10 protein-coding genes are annotated in these 14,676 nt (G+C 43.1%); 4 read left to right on the top strand and 6 right to left on the bottom strand.

From position 1 onward, the window contains the following. Positions 1 to 40 precede the first annotated feature (40 nt). The 6 genes from DQQ10_RS15935 to DQQ10_RS15910 form a co-directional block, all read right to left on the bottom strand. Positions 41 to 1,690, bottom strand: coding sequence for a glycoside hydrolase family 28 protein (locus tag DQQ10_RS15935; protein WP_112747883.1), 1,650 nt, complete (start codon positions 1,688 to 1,690; stop codon positions 41 to 43). Continuing rightward, entirely contained in the window at positions 1,687 to 2,643 is a 957-nt protein-coding gene (locus tag DQQ10_RS15930) for a pectinesterase family protein (protein WP_112747882.1), read from the bottom strand. Before DQQ10_RS15930 ends, DQQ10_RS15935 begins: the two co-directional genes overlap by 4 nt. A gap of 36 nt (positions 2,644 to 2,679) precedes the next feature. Beyond that, positions 2,680 to 4,227: a glycoside hydrolase family 88/105 protein gene (locus DQQ10_RS15925; RefSeq protein WP_112747881.1), complete on the bottom strand. Its 1,548-nt coding sequence runs from the start codon at positions 4,225 to 4,227 to the stop codon at positions 2,680 to 2,682. A 5-nt stretch (positions 4,228 to 4,232) separates the two neighbouring features. Continuing rightward, positions 4,233 to 5,465, bottom strand: a complete 1,233-nt coding sequence (locus DQQ10_RS15920; protein WP_112748044.1) for a DUF4861 domain-containing protein — start codon at positions 5,463 to 5,465, stop codon at positions 4,233 to 4,235. 86 nt (positions 5,466 to 5,551) lie between these two features. Next, positions 5,552 to 7,267 (bottom strand): RagB/SusD family nutrient uptake outer membrane protein, encoded by a 1,716-nt coding sequence (locus tag DQQ10_RS15915; RefSeq protein ID WP_112748043.1) that lies wholly within the window; start codon positions 7,265 to 7,267, stop codon positions 5,552 to 5,554. An 18-nt stretch (positions 7,268 to 7,285) separates the two neighbouring features. Then, positions 7,286 to 10,282: a SusC/RagA family TonB-linked outer membrane protein gene (locus DQQ10_RS15910; protein ID WP_112747880.1), complete on the bottom strand. Its 2,997-nt coding sequence runs from the start codon at positions 10,280 to 10,282 to the stop codon at positions 7,286 to 7,288. 309 nt (positions 10,283 to 10,591) lie between these two features. On the opposite strand from DQQ10_RS15910, the gene kduI reads away from it, so the two are divergent. From kduI to uxaC, 4 genes are read left to right on the top strand one after another with little or no spacing between them, the layout of a single operon-like run. Then, on the top strand, positions 10,592 to 11,416 hold the full coding sequence (kduI, locus tag DQQ10_RS15905) for a 5-dehydro-4-deoxy-D-glucuronate isomerase (protein WP_112748042.1): 825 nt from the start codon (positions 10,592 to 10,594) through the stop codon (positions 11,414 to 11,416). A gap of 7 nt (positions 11,417 to 11,423) precedes the next feature. After that, positions 11,424 to 12,212 (top strand): gluconate 5-dehydrogenase, encoded by a 789-nt coding sequence (locus tag DQQ10_RS15900; RefSeq protein ID WP_112747879.1) that lies wholly within the window; start codon positions 11,424 to 11,426, stop codon positions 12,210 to 12,212. A 24-nt stretch (positions 12,213 to 12,236) separates the two neighbouring features. After that, a complete protein-coding gene (locus DQQ10_RS15895; protein ID WP_112747878.1) occupies positions 12,237 to 13,256 on the top strand; it encodes a LacI family DNA-binding transcriptional regulator in 1,020 nt (339 codons plus the stop codon). 12 nt (positions 13,257 to 13,268) lie between these two features. Beyond that, complete coding sequence (gene uxaC / locus DQQ10_RS15890) at positions 13,269 to 14,675, top strand: glucuronate isomerase (RefSeq protein WP_112747877.1); 1,407 nt, start codon at positions 13,269 to 13,271, stop codon at positions 14,673 to 14,675. Position 14,676 lies beyond the last annotated feature (1 nt).

Genomic DNA, 14,676 nt, shown 5'->3' with positions numbered 1-14,676 from the left:
GAGCAATTTTCATTTACACTCGAAAGTCACAAGCGAATAATTACTTCAACGTCACAGCTTTTTTGTTTACCTCTTCAGATACCGTCACAGCGATGTTATTCTTTTCAAGTCTGACATTCTGTGTATTTACCCCGCTGATGGTCACTGCATTTTGTTTAACTGGAACGAAATTCGTAAACGAGATATTCTTTGTATTCTTTAACGCCAAGGCCGCGCCCACTTCAGGTTGAATCGAGATATTATCGAATACAATCCCATCTGCTTCCGTGACTTCAATGCCTTTCGTGGAAACGATTTTAACATTTGATACTTTGATATTTTTCAAGTTCATCTCCGGAAGGCCTTGCATAAACATTGCTCTTCCCGCGCCACGACATTGTACATTGTTAATCGTGATATCTCTAAACGACGGTGTTTCTTCAGTTACAGCGGGCAATAACTTGGCAAGCTTTTCTTTGTCTTCAAACTTCTCCTCGACGGTTGGAACAGGCGAATTTCCGGAGTAGTACAGGTCAAACAATAATGCCTCCGCAGGAATGTCGATCATATTGATATCCTCGATAAAAATCTTCTCCACAACGCCACCCCTACCGCGCGTACTCTTAAACCGAAGTCCAACGTCAGTGCCAATAAACGTGCAGTGCTGAACTTTAATATTCCTCACTCCGCCAGACATTTCGCTACCGACAACAAATCCGCCATGACCATGATATACAACACAATTGTTCACGACAACATTTTGTGTTGGCATGGCGCGTGCGCGACCATCTTTATCTTTTCCAGATTTAATGCAAATGGCATCGTCTCCAACATCGAAACTGCAGTTATCGATAATGACGTTACTACATGATTCAAGATCTAGGCCGTCGCCGTTTTGTGAATACCATGGATTTCGCACCGTAAGATTTCGAATGATGATATTTTCACTCATCAACGGATGCAGGCACCACGCGGGAGAATTTTGAAATGTTGGTCCATCAAGCAAAACGTTTTTACATTTCACAATACTTACCATCACAGGACGCAGAAAATCTTTAATCGCTTCAAGCTCCTCGTTCGTTTTCAAATCCGGCACATTAAAGTTAGCCGTAAGCAACGCACCCTTTTTTGCCTTTTCCGTGGGGTACCACGTATTTCCCGCTTCGTTGAGCACGCCACCAGAGGCAACAAGTTTTTTCCATTGATCGCCCGTAAGCTTTGACTTTTTCACATGTCTCCACGCGTCACCAGATCCGTCAAAAACACCGGCGCCCGTAATCGCGATGTTCGTTAGATCTTTTCCATTGATAGGCGATAGACATCGTGTTGTGTTGAGCCCCTCAAAACTAGTTTCCACTAATGGATAGTCATCCATGTTTTTTGTGAAGATGATCAAGGCTCCGGCTTCTGTATGCAGATTGATGTTGCTCTTCAACGTAATTGGTCCGGTCAGCCATATTCCGCGCGGAATCAGCAAAGTACCACCGCCTTTGTTGGCCAACGTCTCGATCGCACTGTTGAAGGCCGCAGTATTTACCGTTACACCATCGCCTACTGCTCCAAAATCTGTTACACTACTTTTCCGATCTGGAAACACCGGAGCTGTGACCGGTGACATTGCAAATGGAAGATCTTTATAAACAATTTCTTGTGCGCTCGCCACGCTAAAGGTGAACAGAAAAAAAACTAACACATGCTTCATCATCATCATTTTTGTTTTAACCAACCATCACTACCACCCAATACATTCTCAACCGTATATTTCGCCGCTTCATCGTCGCTGAGTTGTTTCGCCCACAGTACGCGGTCTCCTTTCGCACCTGGTCCATGTGATTTATATTCCGCGTAGAACGATGTTTTCTCAGCATCGGGCTTATTCCAGTTGTGCCAACCTTCTGGCTTAATTTGTTTATCAAGAAAACAATTGATAAAAACTGTTTTTGCAAAAGGCCTCCAAGGTCTACCAAGATAGAATGTCGACTCTGGCGCATCGCCTGTAATTTTACAGTTCAAAAATACCAAACCAAATGGCTGTCCCTCCAATGTCGACGCAGCCGTGACGTATCCGGACTTCTTGCAGAAAATTGTGCAGTTATCAAAGAATGCGGTCGACCATCCAAAAATAAAATCAACTGTTCCTTCGATGTAACAATTCTTGTAATACTGTCGACTACGATCGCCGTGCGCATAGAGTGTATCTTGAAATCCAAGGAATCGGCAATTCACGAATTGAACGCGATCGCCATTCACACGCACCGCTACTGCCTGCCCTACGGGACCCGCTGCATTTTCAAACGTAATATTCTCTGCAAAGAAATCATCTCCAAAAATTAAAACGGAAGCCGTGGCACCTGTTCCAATTTCTTCACCAAATGAATTTTTACGAGAAGCAAAATCATCATACGTTATTTTGACTTTTTGAACATCTTCTCCAATCAATTTGACTTTCTGCTTCGTTGGGTGCAGTTGAAGCTTTTCTTTATAGGTTCCAGCTTTGACAAAGATGATCGTTTCCTTCTTTCTAAAATCAGGAACAGCGTTGATGGCTTCCTGTACTGTTTTGAAATTACCAGAACCATCCGCACTCACAATAAAGTCTGGCACCAACGACTGAGCTTTTACCTCCGCCACGAAAAATATCAGCACAAAAATTATCAAACGCATTTCACTTATTAGTTTTTATCACGCTGCCAATGACCTTTATCGCTTATACTCTAACTCCTTCGCAAGGAAGAGTAACGATGCTAAACCTTTATAGTCGTTAATGCGGCGCTCTGTCGCGATGTAGTAAGCGTAATCACCTTTTGAAAATTTTGGATTTAGCGTTCCCACTTTTACGGTCATATCCAGGTACAGTCGCCCTGCATCGTCGAAGTATACATAATCTTGCGTAAGTGATTTGAATACACCTTGCGCCACTGTTAAATAAGATTTATCAAGCGCTCCCAAGTTTGCACCTTTCGCCATCGCGTAGCCAAACATTGCCGCACACGAGGTCTCTATCCAATTTCCAGGTTGATTTCCTTTATCCAAAACTTGAAACCAAAGCTTCGAATTTTTGTCCTGGTATTTCAGAACGCTTGCGGATAGATCGCGAAATATTTTCTCTACGTCCTTTCTCTCGGGATGGTCTTTGGGAATGCACTCCATTGCTTCCGCGAGTGCCATCATATACCAACCTACGGCACGTCCCCAAAATTCCGGAGACGTTCCCTTCTCTTGATGCGCCCACGTTTTATTTTTTGACTCATCCCACCCATGGTACATCAAACCTGTTTTCGGATCGAGCGTGTATTTTGACATGAGTTTGATTTGATGGATAGCCTCATCAATCCAGTGCTTCTCGTTGAATTGCTTTGCGTATTGCATCGAAAAAACATCACCCATAAAAATTCCATCAAGCCACATCTGATAAGGATAAATCTGTTTATGCCAATATCCTCCTTCTTTGGTAGTCGGTTGGTTTTTCATGTGATCGATAAACTGATCAGCAGCGTGCTTATACTTTTCTTCTTTGGTCTCACCATATAGATAGACAAACAACCTCGCTGGCTGAACATCGTCGAGACGATACTGCGCGCGATCATATTCCGTAGTGTCCATGTTTCCATTAGCATCGATGAAATGATCAGCCCATTGCTTTGCGTATTGGATGTACTGGCTATTGCCAGTCTGTTTACCCAATTCAAAAACACCACTTAAGAAATATCCATATTCATAATTCCATTCTCCTGGTGAATAAATGGCTATCCCTAACGGATCAGGATAAAACGTCATTGAACTCTGTACTATTTTATCGGACCACTTCAAACCTTCCTTTGTGAACTGCTCGGACGATTTCAAAAACGACACTTTCAGGTTCGCATTGGGTGCAATCGACTTATTCTCCACTTCCAGCTGATTTTTACTTTGATGGACGGAAAATGTATAAACAGGATCAGTGGAAGCGAACGTATAATGAATTACGACGGCTTCAGGTGTTCCATTCTTGTCGCTGTCAACGAGCCGTGTATCTACCTTCTGGCCGAAATTGCGATCAAAGATTTCAATACTTTTAGACTTTGCTGCAGGGAATCTTTTTACTAGTTCATCCCAAGGAAAAACAATATCCACTGCCTCTTTTGAATTCAACGGCCGCGCTACACGCTCAACCGTGACCAAAATCTTATCATGGCCATTGCCTAACGTCGAGCAGCAGCTCAACACGATCATGAGGGCACTATAAAACAAATACTTCACTACTTTCATTGTCGTTATCGTTTTTTGATGGTCACTTTAACAGGGGTAGCCAGATCCTTCGCAACGGTATCGATATACGCCTTAAAGGCAGCTTCACTTTGGATACCATTGGGTTCTTTCACCCACGCTGCCAAAAAGTAATATGTCAACGTTGATTTGGAAGGTTTCAATTTCACAATATGACTAAATTCATCTTCGGTGAATGACGCATAGTTTTGTGGATCAAAAAACACGGCGAGTCCGAGTTCATCTTTGTTAAGACTTTGGTTGCCCCAGGTTGCCAGGTAGCCGAACTTACTTTTATCTCCTTTCGATGAAATCAAAGTTGCGGCCTTATCTTTCACGATCCCTGTTGAAATATTATCCGGATCACCCTTTATTGTAAGTGATTGCTTGGTTAAGCGTGTGCCACCATGAATAGAGAGAATTGATTTCACATCTATCTTACGTTCGCCAACTTTCCACCCAAGATATTTTGTTTCTATCGCCGAATACAAATCGCCATTCTCAATAATCCGGCACGTTACGCTATCCGTAAATTCAACGCGTGAAATTTTATTATCGGACAACATCCCAATAGAACCGAGTCCAAGCGACTTACCAACTTTCATTACATCCATTCCCCATGGCTGCATTTCGTGATAAGAATCAAATCCATCTTGTCCTACATTTTGCAACACCATTTCAGGCGTAAGCTTTCCAAATACATCAGTAGCATTGCGCTGATCTAAATAGAAGCGGTATCCTACTTTGTCAGATTCCCAACCTGGACCTTCATATCGAATAAACCAAGAGTGGTCTTTATGTTCCGCGGGAACACGCAAGTAATTTACATTCTTAAATGCACCGCCAACGTATTCACGGTTTACAAATGTTCCACCTGTTTTATGTGAAAGCTCGGCCTGCGTTCTTTTTGTGTAGTGGTGTTCAGCGCTACCACTCGTATTGTAGCGGATCATGATATTCAATTTCTCGCGTGGCTTAAGTTGATCGAGTACGAGATAAATTCCTGGCTCGTTGTGTTTGTTGAATTGGCTGGCGATTTCCGTTTTATCAATCCAAGCCGAAAAATTATCCGGATTAAAATCAGACGCTACATTGTTTATCTCTTTTTTCAAGATGGTAATCAACACCGATTCTCTATTTACATCGGTAGGATTCTCTACGGTAACTTGAAAGGTTTTTTCCTGTGCAAAAGAGAGCGTGAGGGAAATGAGCAGTGCTGCAAATGCAGAAAGTAATTTCATAAAGTATTTTTTTCTACCGTGATACAAATGAATCCCGTCGGCGCCAACCGACGGGATCATTCTTACCAATCAAACCCAATGTATTTCTATTGATATCCGTCGTTCTGCGTAAACTCAGCTTTATTCGTAACAGCATCTAGTTGACGTTGCGGAATAGGTCTTACGTTATGATACTCTTTCACGTAAGGTGCAGCTGCTGGATTATGGGCAACAACGCGTTCAACAAGCTTACCTGTACGCTTGAGATCAAACCAGCGAAGTTGTTCACCGGCAAGTTCGCGTGCGCGTTCATCGAGGATAAAGTCAATCGACATATCATCCGCCTCTACCTGCATTTCGGCAACTTTTCCAGGGACAGCCGCGCGGGTACGAATTGCATTGATAAACTCTGCAGCACCTTCGGCATCGTTAAGATTCAATTTTGCTTCAGCTGCAATCAGATACATTTCAGCGAGACGAATAACGAATGCATCGCGTGCGCTCTGAACTTCGGTGAGTGTAGGTCTTGTTGGATCGAGGAACTTGCTTAATGGAATGTATAACTGATTACCATTAAAGTTTCCATCGTTTTTGTACATTTTACTTTGATCAACAATGAGATATTTCTTAGTAGCATCAACCTCATCTGCAATCTCATATTTCGACGCGAATATCGCTGTGTCTCCGAGTGCGAGGTTTACATTATACTCTACGCCGTTAACTGTTTTCTTATACGCACCTGCCTTGTTTGTTTTCCAAACCGTTTGAAAAGATCCATTATACCGCGCATCGATCGTCTCATCAAAAAGATCCAGCAAGAATTTTGTTGGCATATATCGTGCAAAAGGTCTGCCGTTTGCAACATCGCGTTGCATACCAATCGCCCCCGCAGCGACTCTTTCGTAGGTCATCAAAAACATCATGTGTGCGTTATGACCACCACGCGGATGTCCGAATGGATTTGTTGCTGTATTCAATAGATCGCTCGAGGTAAGGTCAACAGTATAATTGACCGCCCAAACAACTTCTTTATTTTTAAGATTCTGCATAGACCACAGATCAGCATACTTCGGCACCAATTGAAATCCATAATCACTGATCACCTTTTGGGAGAGTGCTAAAGCTTCAGCATTATTTCCCCGGGTAAGGTGCATTCTCGCAAGGAACGCTTCAGCTGCTGGTTTCGTAACACGTCCGTAGTCGGTTGTTGTTGGCGGAAGATTCTCAACGGCAAAGGCAAGATCACTGAAAATCAACGCATAAAAATCATCAACAGAGGAACGGTTTGCTGTGGTTTGCACTGTCGAGGTTTCCTCGGTCGTTAAATGCACGCCTCCCCATGTTTCAACGATGTGCCAGTAGTAGAATGCACGAAGAAAATGCAGCTCTGCTTTGCGTTTTAATTTCAAATCTTCAGCGAGACCTGCATCATCAATACGAAGAATCCCTGCATTGATCAGGTTGATCGTGGCATAGAATCGCTCCCAAATACGCTCCAAGAAAATCTCATTGATACTCAGTGGTGGCATATTCTCCGTTGCTTGAAGATTATTGTAAGTCATCAAGTCAACGCGTCGATTATCAACGCCCTGCAACCAGAGGTCCGTTCCTCCTTCAGCCAATGTGTATCCATCTTCCTTTCCATACCAATGACGTGCTGTCGCATAAGAAGCGTTAACAAGCGTTTCAAATCCTTCAGGTGTGGTGTATACACTCTCATCCGTTATTCCCGATGGATTTTTTTCTTCAAGCAGTTCACCACAAGCGCCTAACATTAACATGCTAGTCGCGATCATCACTTTGAATATATTTCTAGTTTTCATTGCTATTTTCATTTTCAATTAGAACTCGAGATTAATACCACCGACAATCAATCTTGAAAGTGGGTTTGATTCATTACCGCCACCTTCTGGATCATAGTTGTCAATCTTACTGTGTGTGAATAAATTTTTACCGTTCAGATAAATCCGCACGCGACTGAATGGGGTTTTGGAAAGGACGGTACTTGGAAGGTTATAACCGATTGTAATTCCTCTAAGTTTCATAAAGGAACCATCTCGGTAAAGCAGTGTAGACAAATAACGCATTGCGCTTCGTGATGTATTGGCGTTTGGACGTGGATAATCGTTGGAAGGATTCTCAGGAGTCCAATAGTCATGTTCGATGCTATTCTCGTTCGCTGTAGGGTCGTAAATATTTGCAAAATCATATTGTATAGTTTGTCCCCAACGGGCAAACATTTGAATCGACACATCGAAGTTTCCGATTTTAAAATCACTATTAAAGCTTCCGATCCATTGTGGTAATGCCGACCCTATAATTACTCGGTCTTTCGTTGCATCAATGCCACCGCTATTATCCTGATCTTTCACTCGGATTTCACCTGGCACTTGTCCGAAAGTGGTTGCCAAATCGGCATCAGCGGTTTGCCAAATACCGATTTTCTCATAGTCGTAGAAAACTCTTGTTGGCTGTCCAATAAACCATCCGTTCGCGATGTCATCCGATTCCGTAGCCAGCGCGACAATTTCCTCTCTAGTTTTAAACCATGTTGCTCCGATTTTCCAAGTGAACTTGTCTGTCTGAACAGGTACCGCGCTAAGAGCGATTTCAATTCCCCTATTATCAGTTTCGCCGATATTTTGAACAATTCTTGTTGCACCTGAACTCGCAGGGAGGAATCTATTAAGCAACAGATCTACGGTTTTCGTTCTGAATAAGTCAATAGATCCTGTAAGACGATTTGATAAAAATCCAAAATCAATCCCAACATTCACCGTTGTCGATTTTTCCCAACTCAAATCATCGTTTCCAAGTTTTGTATCAAACATATAACCGACTGCCAATTTCTCATCATAGGCCATGGGCACACGTGCAAGGTTACTTTGCGTGGAATATGGATCTACGGCATAATTTCCTGACAGACCATAACTAGCACGCAGTTTAAGGTCAGAGACCGTCGTAGCACCAGCCATAAATGCTTCTTCAATAATTCTCCATCCTGCTTGAACCGACGGGAAGAAATTCCACTTGAGACCCGGGCTCAACTGCGAAGCACCATCACTTCTTCCAATAAGCGTGAGCAGATATTTCTCTTTATAGTCATATTGAACACGACCCGTAAAAGAAAGTAGTCCACTCTCGGTATAAGGCGCCCCTGTGATAATCTGCTCGTTTGCATTACCAAGCCCATAATACCCTTGTGCAGAAATTAACTGGTTGATTCCTGACGATGCATGAACTTCTCTTTTATTGCGAAGCAACGATTGGACTCCCGTTATCGTAAAAGTGTGTCCGTTAATTTCTTTGTTGTATGTGAGAATATTTTCCATGTTAATGGAAAGATCTGTCGTGTTCGTAAAAGATGTAAACGGCTTTATACCATTGCGCGCTACGGTCATAGCAGATGCAAATATTCCATCTCGCGTGTTTGAACTGGTCACGCCAATGATTGATTTGAACGTTAGATCTTTGATGGGCTTGAACTCAACGTACAGCGATGAAAATAGTCGCGTTACCACAGAGTTGTTAACAAAGTTATCGCCTTCTTCATCCATCAATGGATTTACAGTCTTGTTATTGTTAAGCCACGGAATAACAGCACCGGTGGAATCATAGGCATCCTCGAGAGGACTAAGTTTATTCGAAATATTTAAAGGATCGCGACGGCGATCGATGTCATAGTAAGAGAATTGATTTTGCGTACCTACTTTAAACTTTTCAGAAATTTTATGATCAATATTTGTGCGAAAGGTGTAACGCTGTAAGACGTCATTTTCAAATAAGCCTTTTTCTCGAAAATAATTTAATGATGCATAAAACGATGTCTTATCGGAAGACGATGTTAATCCTACTTGGTAATCTTGAATTGATCCATTGTGAAGCATCAGATCTCTCCAATCTGTCGACCTGTTATTCTTAATGTTGTCCAGCTCCGCCACGCTAAAGATAGTTCCATCGTCAGCTTCTGACGACCATTTACCTGCTGTTCTATTGGCTTCACGTCGTTGGGCTGCATATTGTGCACCGTTCTGCACGTCGGGGTAACCATTGAGTGAAGAGACGCCAGTATAGGTATTAAAAGATACTTTTGTTTTACCTGATCCTCTTTTGGTTGTTACCAAGATTACACCGTTCGCACCGCGGGAACCATAAATTGCGGTTGATGCAGCGTCCTTTAACACTTCCATCGACTGGATGTCGTTGGGGTTGATATCCTGTATACTATTGTATTGAATTCCATCGACAATAAAGAGCGGTGAACCGCTGGCAGTCAGTGATCGATTTCCGCGAATAGCAATGTTCACATTTGCGCCAGCTGCGCCACTTGTTCGTGTAATGTCCATACCTGGAACACTTCCTTGTAAAGATTCCATCACGTTTCCAGCAGGAATTCTTGTGAGATCTTCTGCTTTGACAGAAGAAACTGAACCAATCACATTACTTTTCTTCACCTCACCATAACCGATTATGACAACTTCGGAAAGTTCTGCAATGTCTGCTTCGAGTGAAACATCAACGGTAGTCCTATTGGCTAGAGCAACTTCTTGTTGTGCGTAACCAATAAATGAAAATACGAGTATCGCATTCGGATCCGACACTTTAATTGTGTAGCGGCCGTCAGCGTCTGACGATGTTCCGTTAGTGGAACCTTTAACAATAATGGTTACGCCTGGAAGTGCGGCACCATCATCGGCACCTTTTACTTGTCCAGTAATAGTTAAGTCTTGTGCCGCCACTGTCCTCACCAATGTGAGCGAGAGCATGATGAGCAGCAACATACCTTTGATGCTTTGCAACATCTTGGGCGGAGAAAATTGAAGTAGATTTCGATTCATAGCGAACGTGGGTTTAATGGGTTTAGTCGACTAGTAAATCACATAGTTTTGGTTGATTGTTTACGGAAATGCAATCGAGTTCCATGCGCAATCGATTGCATTTTAGGAAGATATTTTTAATCTGTCAACAAACGATTGAAAAAAATATCATGGAACACTTATTAATCTTCGAATTTGGACGAATTTCGAACTATTGAAAGTGTTCCCGGTACATGTAATTACCCAGCACTCTTTAGCAATTTATTTGCACCTTCCCTTGTTTTATCACTTTTTACATATATTGCGCAACCGATTACGCAAAAACATATCATGACCACGACACGACACGCCATTCACCCCTCACACTTCAAAACACTAGACACGAAATCACTGCGCGAAGAATTTTTACTCGACAAACTTTTCACCACAGACGCAATCAATCACGTCTACACACACTATGACCGTCTTATTGTAAGCGGTGCAGCACCAGAAACAAAGGCTGTAACATTGGAAACTATCGATGCGCTGAAAGCTAACTTCTTCCTTGAACGTCGCGAGCTCGGCATCATTAACGTAGGACCAAAAGCATCCGTCACCGTCGACGGCCAATCATTCACCTTAGAAAACAAAGAAGCACTTTATGTAAGTCGCGGTACGAAAAGCGTTGTTTTTCAACCAACAGCTGGCGCGCGTTTCTACATTAATTCTTCGCCGGCACATCGTGAATATCCTACAAGAAAAATTTCACTCGCCGATGCGGACACCATCACCATCGGTTCTCCTGAAACTTCCAACCATCGCACCATTCGTAAACTTCTCGTGAACTCCGTGTTAGAAACTTGTCAACTTCAAATGGGGCTCACTGAACTTCACCAAGGAAGTGTTTGGAACACGATGCCACCCCATACGCATGATCGCAGAATGGAAGCATACTTTTATTTCAACATTCCGCAAGGACAGGCCGTGTGTCATTTCATCGGTGAACCTAATGAAACACGTCACATCTGGATAAAAAATAATGAAGCTGTTTTGTCTCCGCCTTGGTCAGTGCACAGTGGTGCTGGCACAAGCAACTATGCTTTCATTTGGGGAATGGCAGGTGAAAATCTCGACTATGGAGACATGGATGTAGTACAACCTAACGAACTTCTATAAATCACATATGACATCACTCTTCACACTCACAGGTAAACGCGCGCTCATTACAGGCGGCACACACGGACTTGGTATGGCCATGGCTAAAGGTCTTGGAAAAGCAGGCGCGCACATTATCATCAACGACATTTTCCCCGACAAACTCCAAGCTGCGATACAGGAGTATGAAGCTTCAGGCTTGAAGGCTTCCGGTTACTTGTTTGACGTTACAAATGCCGCCGCTGTTCGCGAAGGCATCGAAAAAATAGAAAAAGAAATTGGTCCCATTGATATCCTGATCAACAATGCAGGCATCATCAAAAGAATTCCTGCTCTGGAAATGGAAGCTGAAGATTTTCGTCAGGTGATCGACGTTGACCTTGTTGCACCGTTTATTGTATCGAGAGAAGTAGCCCGCTTTATGGTGAAGCGTCAGGAAGGAAAGATCATCAACATGTGTTCTATGATGAGCGAACTCGGGCGCAATACGGTGAGCGCTTACGCTGCTGCCAAAGGTGGCTTGAAAATGCTTACGCGAAATCTTGCTACCGAGTGGGCGAAATTCAACATCCAAGTTAATGGGATCGGTCCCGGCTATTTTGCAACAGAGCAAACCGCCCCCATACGCGTGAATGGTCACCCATTCAATGACTTCATTATACATCGAACACCTGCTGGACGTTGGGGCGATCCTGAAGATTTAGTTGGTGCTGCCATATTTCTCTCCTCTGCAGCGAGTAACTTTGTAAACGGCCAAATCATTTACGTGGATGGTGGTATATTGGCAACCATAGGGAAACCATCGAATGAGGCGTAGGCCCATCGGAATGAATGAACGACTATGAAAAAAGAAAAGACAACGATACATGATATAGCCCGCAAGCTAAACATTACGGCGTCAACGGTGTCGCGCGCATTGAAAGATCATCCGCGCATTAGCGTTGAGACAAAAAAAGCCGTACAAAAAGCTGCACAAAAATTAAACTATCAGCCTAATCATATTGCAGCAGCACTGCGTAATGGAAGAAGCAATATCATTGGTGTCATTGTTCCCACAGCAGATCGTTCATTCTTCTCTTCTGTGATCCGTGGTATTGAGGAAGTTGCAAACTCGGCAAAATACAACGTCATGATCTGTCAGACCTACGACAGCTATGAAAAAGAAATTGCCTCGATAGATGCGCTCTTAAATGCACGCGTCGACGGCATTATTGTGTCGTACTCAAAATCTACGCTCAATTTCGATCACTATAACCGTGTAAAAGAACGCGGTATTCCCTTAATTCTTTTCGACCGTTCTAACGACGAACTAGAGGTTAGTCACGTTGTCATTGACGACTTCCTTGGTGCGTTCAAAGCAACAGAGCATTTGATTCAACAAGGCTGCAAGCGTATCGCGCATTTTACCAATACACGAAAGATCTCCATTTACAAAGAGCGACTTCGTGGTTATCGCGACGCACTTGAACAACATGGTCTTACTTACGACGAAAGTCTAATTGTGGCAAGCGATCTTCAATTGGAAGACGGTCGCAGAAGCATGACACAGTTGCTCGACAAGAAACCCGACGGCGTATTTTCGGCCAGTGCACTCGGTATTCTCGGTGCCATGCAAGTGCTGAAAGAAAACAACTACAAAATTCCCGACGATGTCGCGTTGGTCGGTTTTAGTAACGAAGCTTTTACATCGTTCACCGAGCCCGCTCTCACCACCGTTGAGCAACACAGTATGCGCATCGGAAACGCTGCTGCTGAAATTTTCCTTCAAGAAGTTACAGCAGATTCAGAAAAATTCATTCCTCAAAAAATTGTTCTCAAGCCTGAACTGATCATCAGAAGTTCATCGCTCAGAAAAAAATAATCGACACATATCATGTCAGCATTCTTAACCGAAGACTTTCTCCTTCAGAGTGATTTCGCACGAACACTCTATCATGTTTACGCGAAAGACCTTCCCATCATCGATTACCATTGTCATCTTTCTCCAGAGGATATTGCCACGAATCGCAAATTTGAAAACATCACGCAAGTTTGGCTCTATGGTGACCATTACAAATGGCGTGCAATGCGTACGCTGGGCGTGGATGAAAAATATATCACGGGCAATGGTACCGACGAAGAGAAGTTCAACCAGTGGGCATTCACAGTTCCTTATACCATGCGTAACCCGCTGTATCATTGGACTCACTTAGAGCTTCAACGGTATTTTGGAATCAAAACTTTATTGTCACCAGAATCCGCAGGGACGATCTACCACAAGGCGAATGCGCAGCTCGAAACACCCGCATTTACAACGAAAGGGCTACTGGACAAGATGAAAGTCAAGATGGTCGGCACAACCGACGACCCTATTGACACCCTGGAATTTCATCAGCGTATTCAGCGCGATGGCTCCAGCGTAAAGGTGTTACCGTCATTTCGCCCCGACAAATCATTTGCAATCGAAAATCCAGAAGCGTACAAACAATATCTCACGAAATTATCTGCTTCATCAGGTGTAACCATTAATTCTTTCGAAACCTTATTAACTGCACTTCAAAAACGCGTGGATTATTTCCATGCAAACGGTGGAAGAATTTCTGATCACGGACTTGAACACATGTACTTTCCGCTGAACAGCAATCATTACAACGCTGACACTTTATTTCAAAAAGTAATCGGAGGCCAACAACTTGACGTTTCGGAAATTCATTACTTCAAATATCAAGTGTTGATTGCGCTAGGACGCATGTACCATGCTAAAGGTTGGACACAACAATTTCACCTTGGTGCACTTCGAAACACCAATGCGAGGATGTTAACCAAATTAGGTCCGGACACAGGCTTTGATTCGATCGGCGATTATTCGCAGGCAACAGCCCTCGCCAAATTCCTGAACGAACTTGATAAGACAAACCAACTCGCAAAAACGATTTTATACAATCTCAATCCCGCCGACAACGAAGTGATGGGTACAATGGTTGGTAATTTCAACGATGGTTCGGTAAAAGGGAAAGTGCAATTTGGTAGTGCATGGTGGTTCCTCGATCAAAAAGATGGAATGGAGAAGCAAATCAATTCACTTTCCAATCTTGGCTTGCTAAGTTGTTTCATTGGTATGCTCACCGATTCAAGAAGCTTTCTCTCCTTCCCACGGCACGAGTATTTCAGAAGAATACTTTGCAATTTAATTGGGAAAGATGTTGAACAAGGTGAGCTTCCTGCTGATGAAAAATGGCTAGGGAAACTTGTAAGCGACATTTGTTATTACAACGCAGAGCGCTACTTCAACTTCGATTGAT

Origin of the sequence: Pseudochryseolinea flava (assembly GCF_003286915.1) — a bacterium.
Taxonomy (GTDB): domain Bacteria; phylum Bacteroidota; class Bacteroidia; order Cytophagales; family Cyclobacteriaceae; genus Ohtaekwangia; species Ohtaekwangia flava.
Note: the sequence above shows the minus strand (reverse complement) of the source record. Positions and strands in the feature narration are given on the sequence as shown.

What these genes read in the sequence shown, in the direction of transcription:
- DQQ10_RS15915 (WP_112748043.1), bottom strand. Translation starts at nt 7,267, where the DNA reads ATGAAAACTAGAAATATATTCAAAGTGATGATCGCGACTAGCATGTTA.
- DQQ10_RS15895 (WP_112747878.1), top strand. Translation starts at nt 12,237, where the DNA reads ATGAAAAAAGAAAAGACAACGATACATGATATAGCCCGCAAGCTAAAC.
- DQQ10_RS15930 (WP_112747882.1), bottom strand. Translation starts at nt 2,643, where the DNA reads ATGCGTTTGATAATTTTTGTGCTGATATTTTTCGTGGCGGAGGTAAAA.
- DQQ10_RS15920 (WP_112748044.1), bottom strand. Translation starts at nt 5,465, where the DNA reads ATGAAATTACTTTCTGCATTTGCAGCACTGCTCATTTCCCTCACGCTC.
- DQQ10_RS15910 (WP_112747880.1), bottom strand. Translation starts at nt 10,282, where the DNA reads ATGAATCGAAATCTACTTCAATTTTCTCCGCCCAAGATGTTGCAAAGC.
- DQQ10_RS15935 (WP_112747883.1), bottom strand. Translation starts at nt 1,690, where the DNA reads ATGATGATGATGAAGCATGTGTTAGTTTTTTTTCTGTTCACCTTTAGC.
- uxaC (WP_112747877.1), top strand. Translation starts at nt 13,269, where the DNA reads ATGTCAGCATTCTTAACCGAAGACTTTCTCCTTCAGAGTGATTTCGCA.
- DQQ10_RS15900 (WP_112747879.1), top strand. Translation starts at nt 11,424, where the DNA reads ATGACATCACTCTTCACACTCACAGGTAAACGCGCGCTCATTACAGGC.
- DQQ10_RS15925 (WP_112747881.1), bottom strand. Translation starts at nt 4,227, where the DNA reads ATGAAAGTAGTGAAGTATTTGTTTTATAGTGCCCTCATGATCGTGTTG.
- kduI (WP_112748042.1), top strand. Translation starts at nt 10,592, where the DNA reads ATGACCACGACACGACACGCCATTCACCCCTCACACTTCAAAACACTA.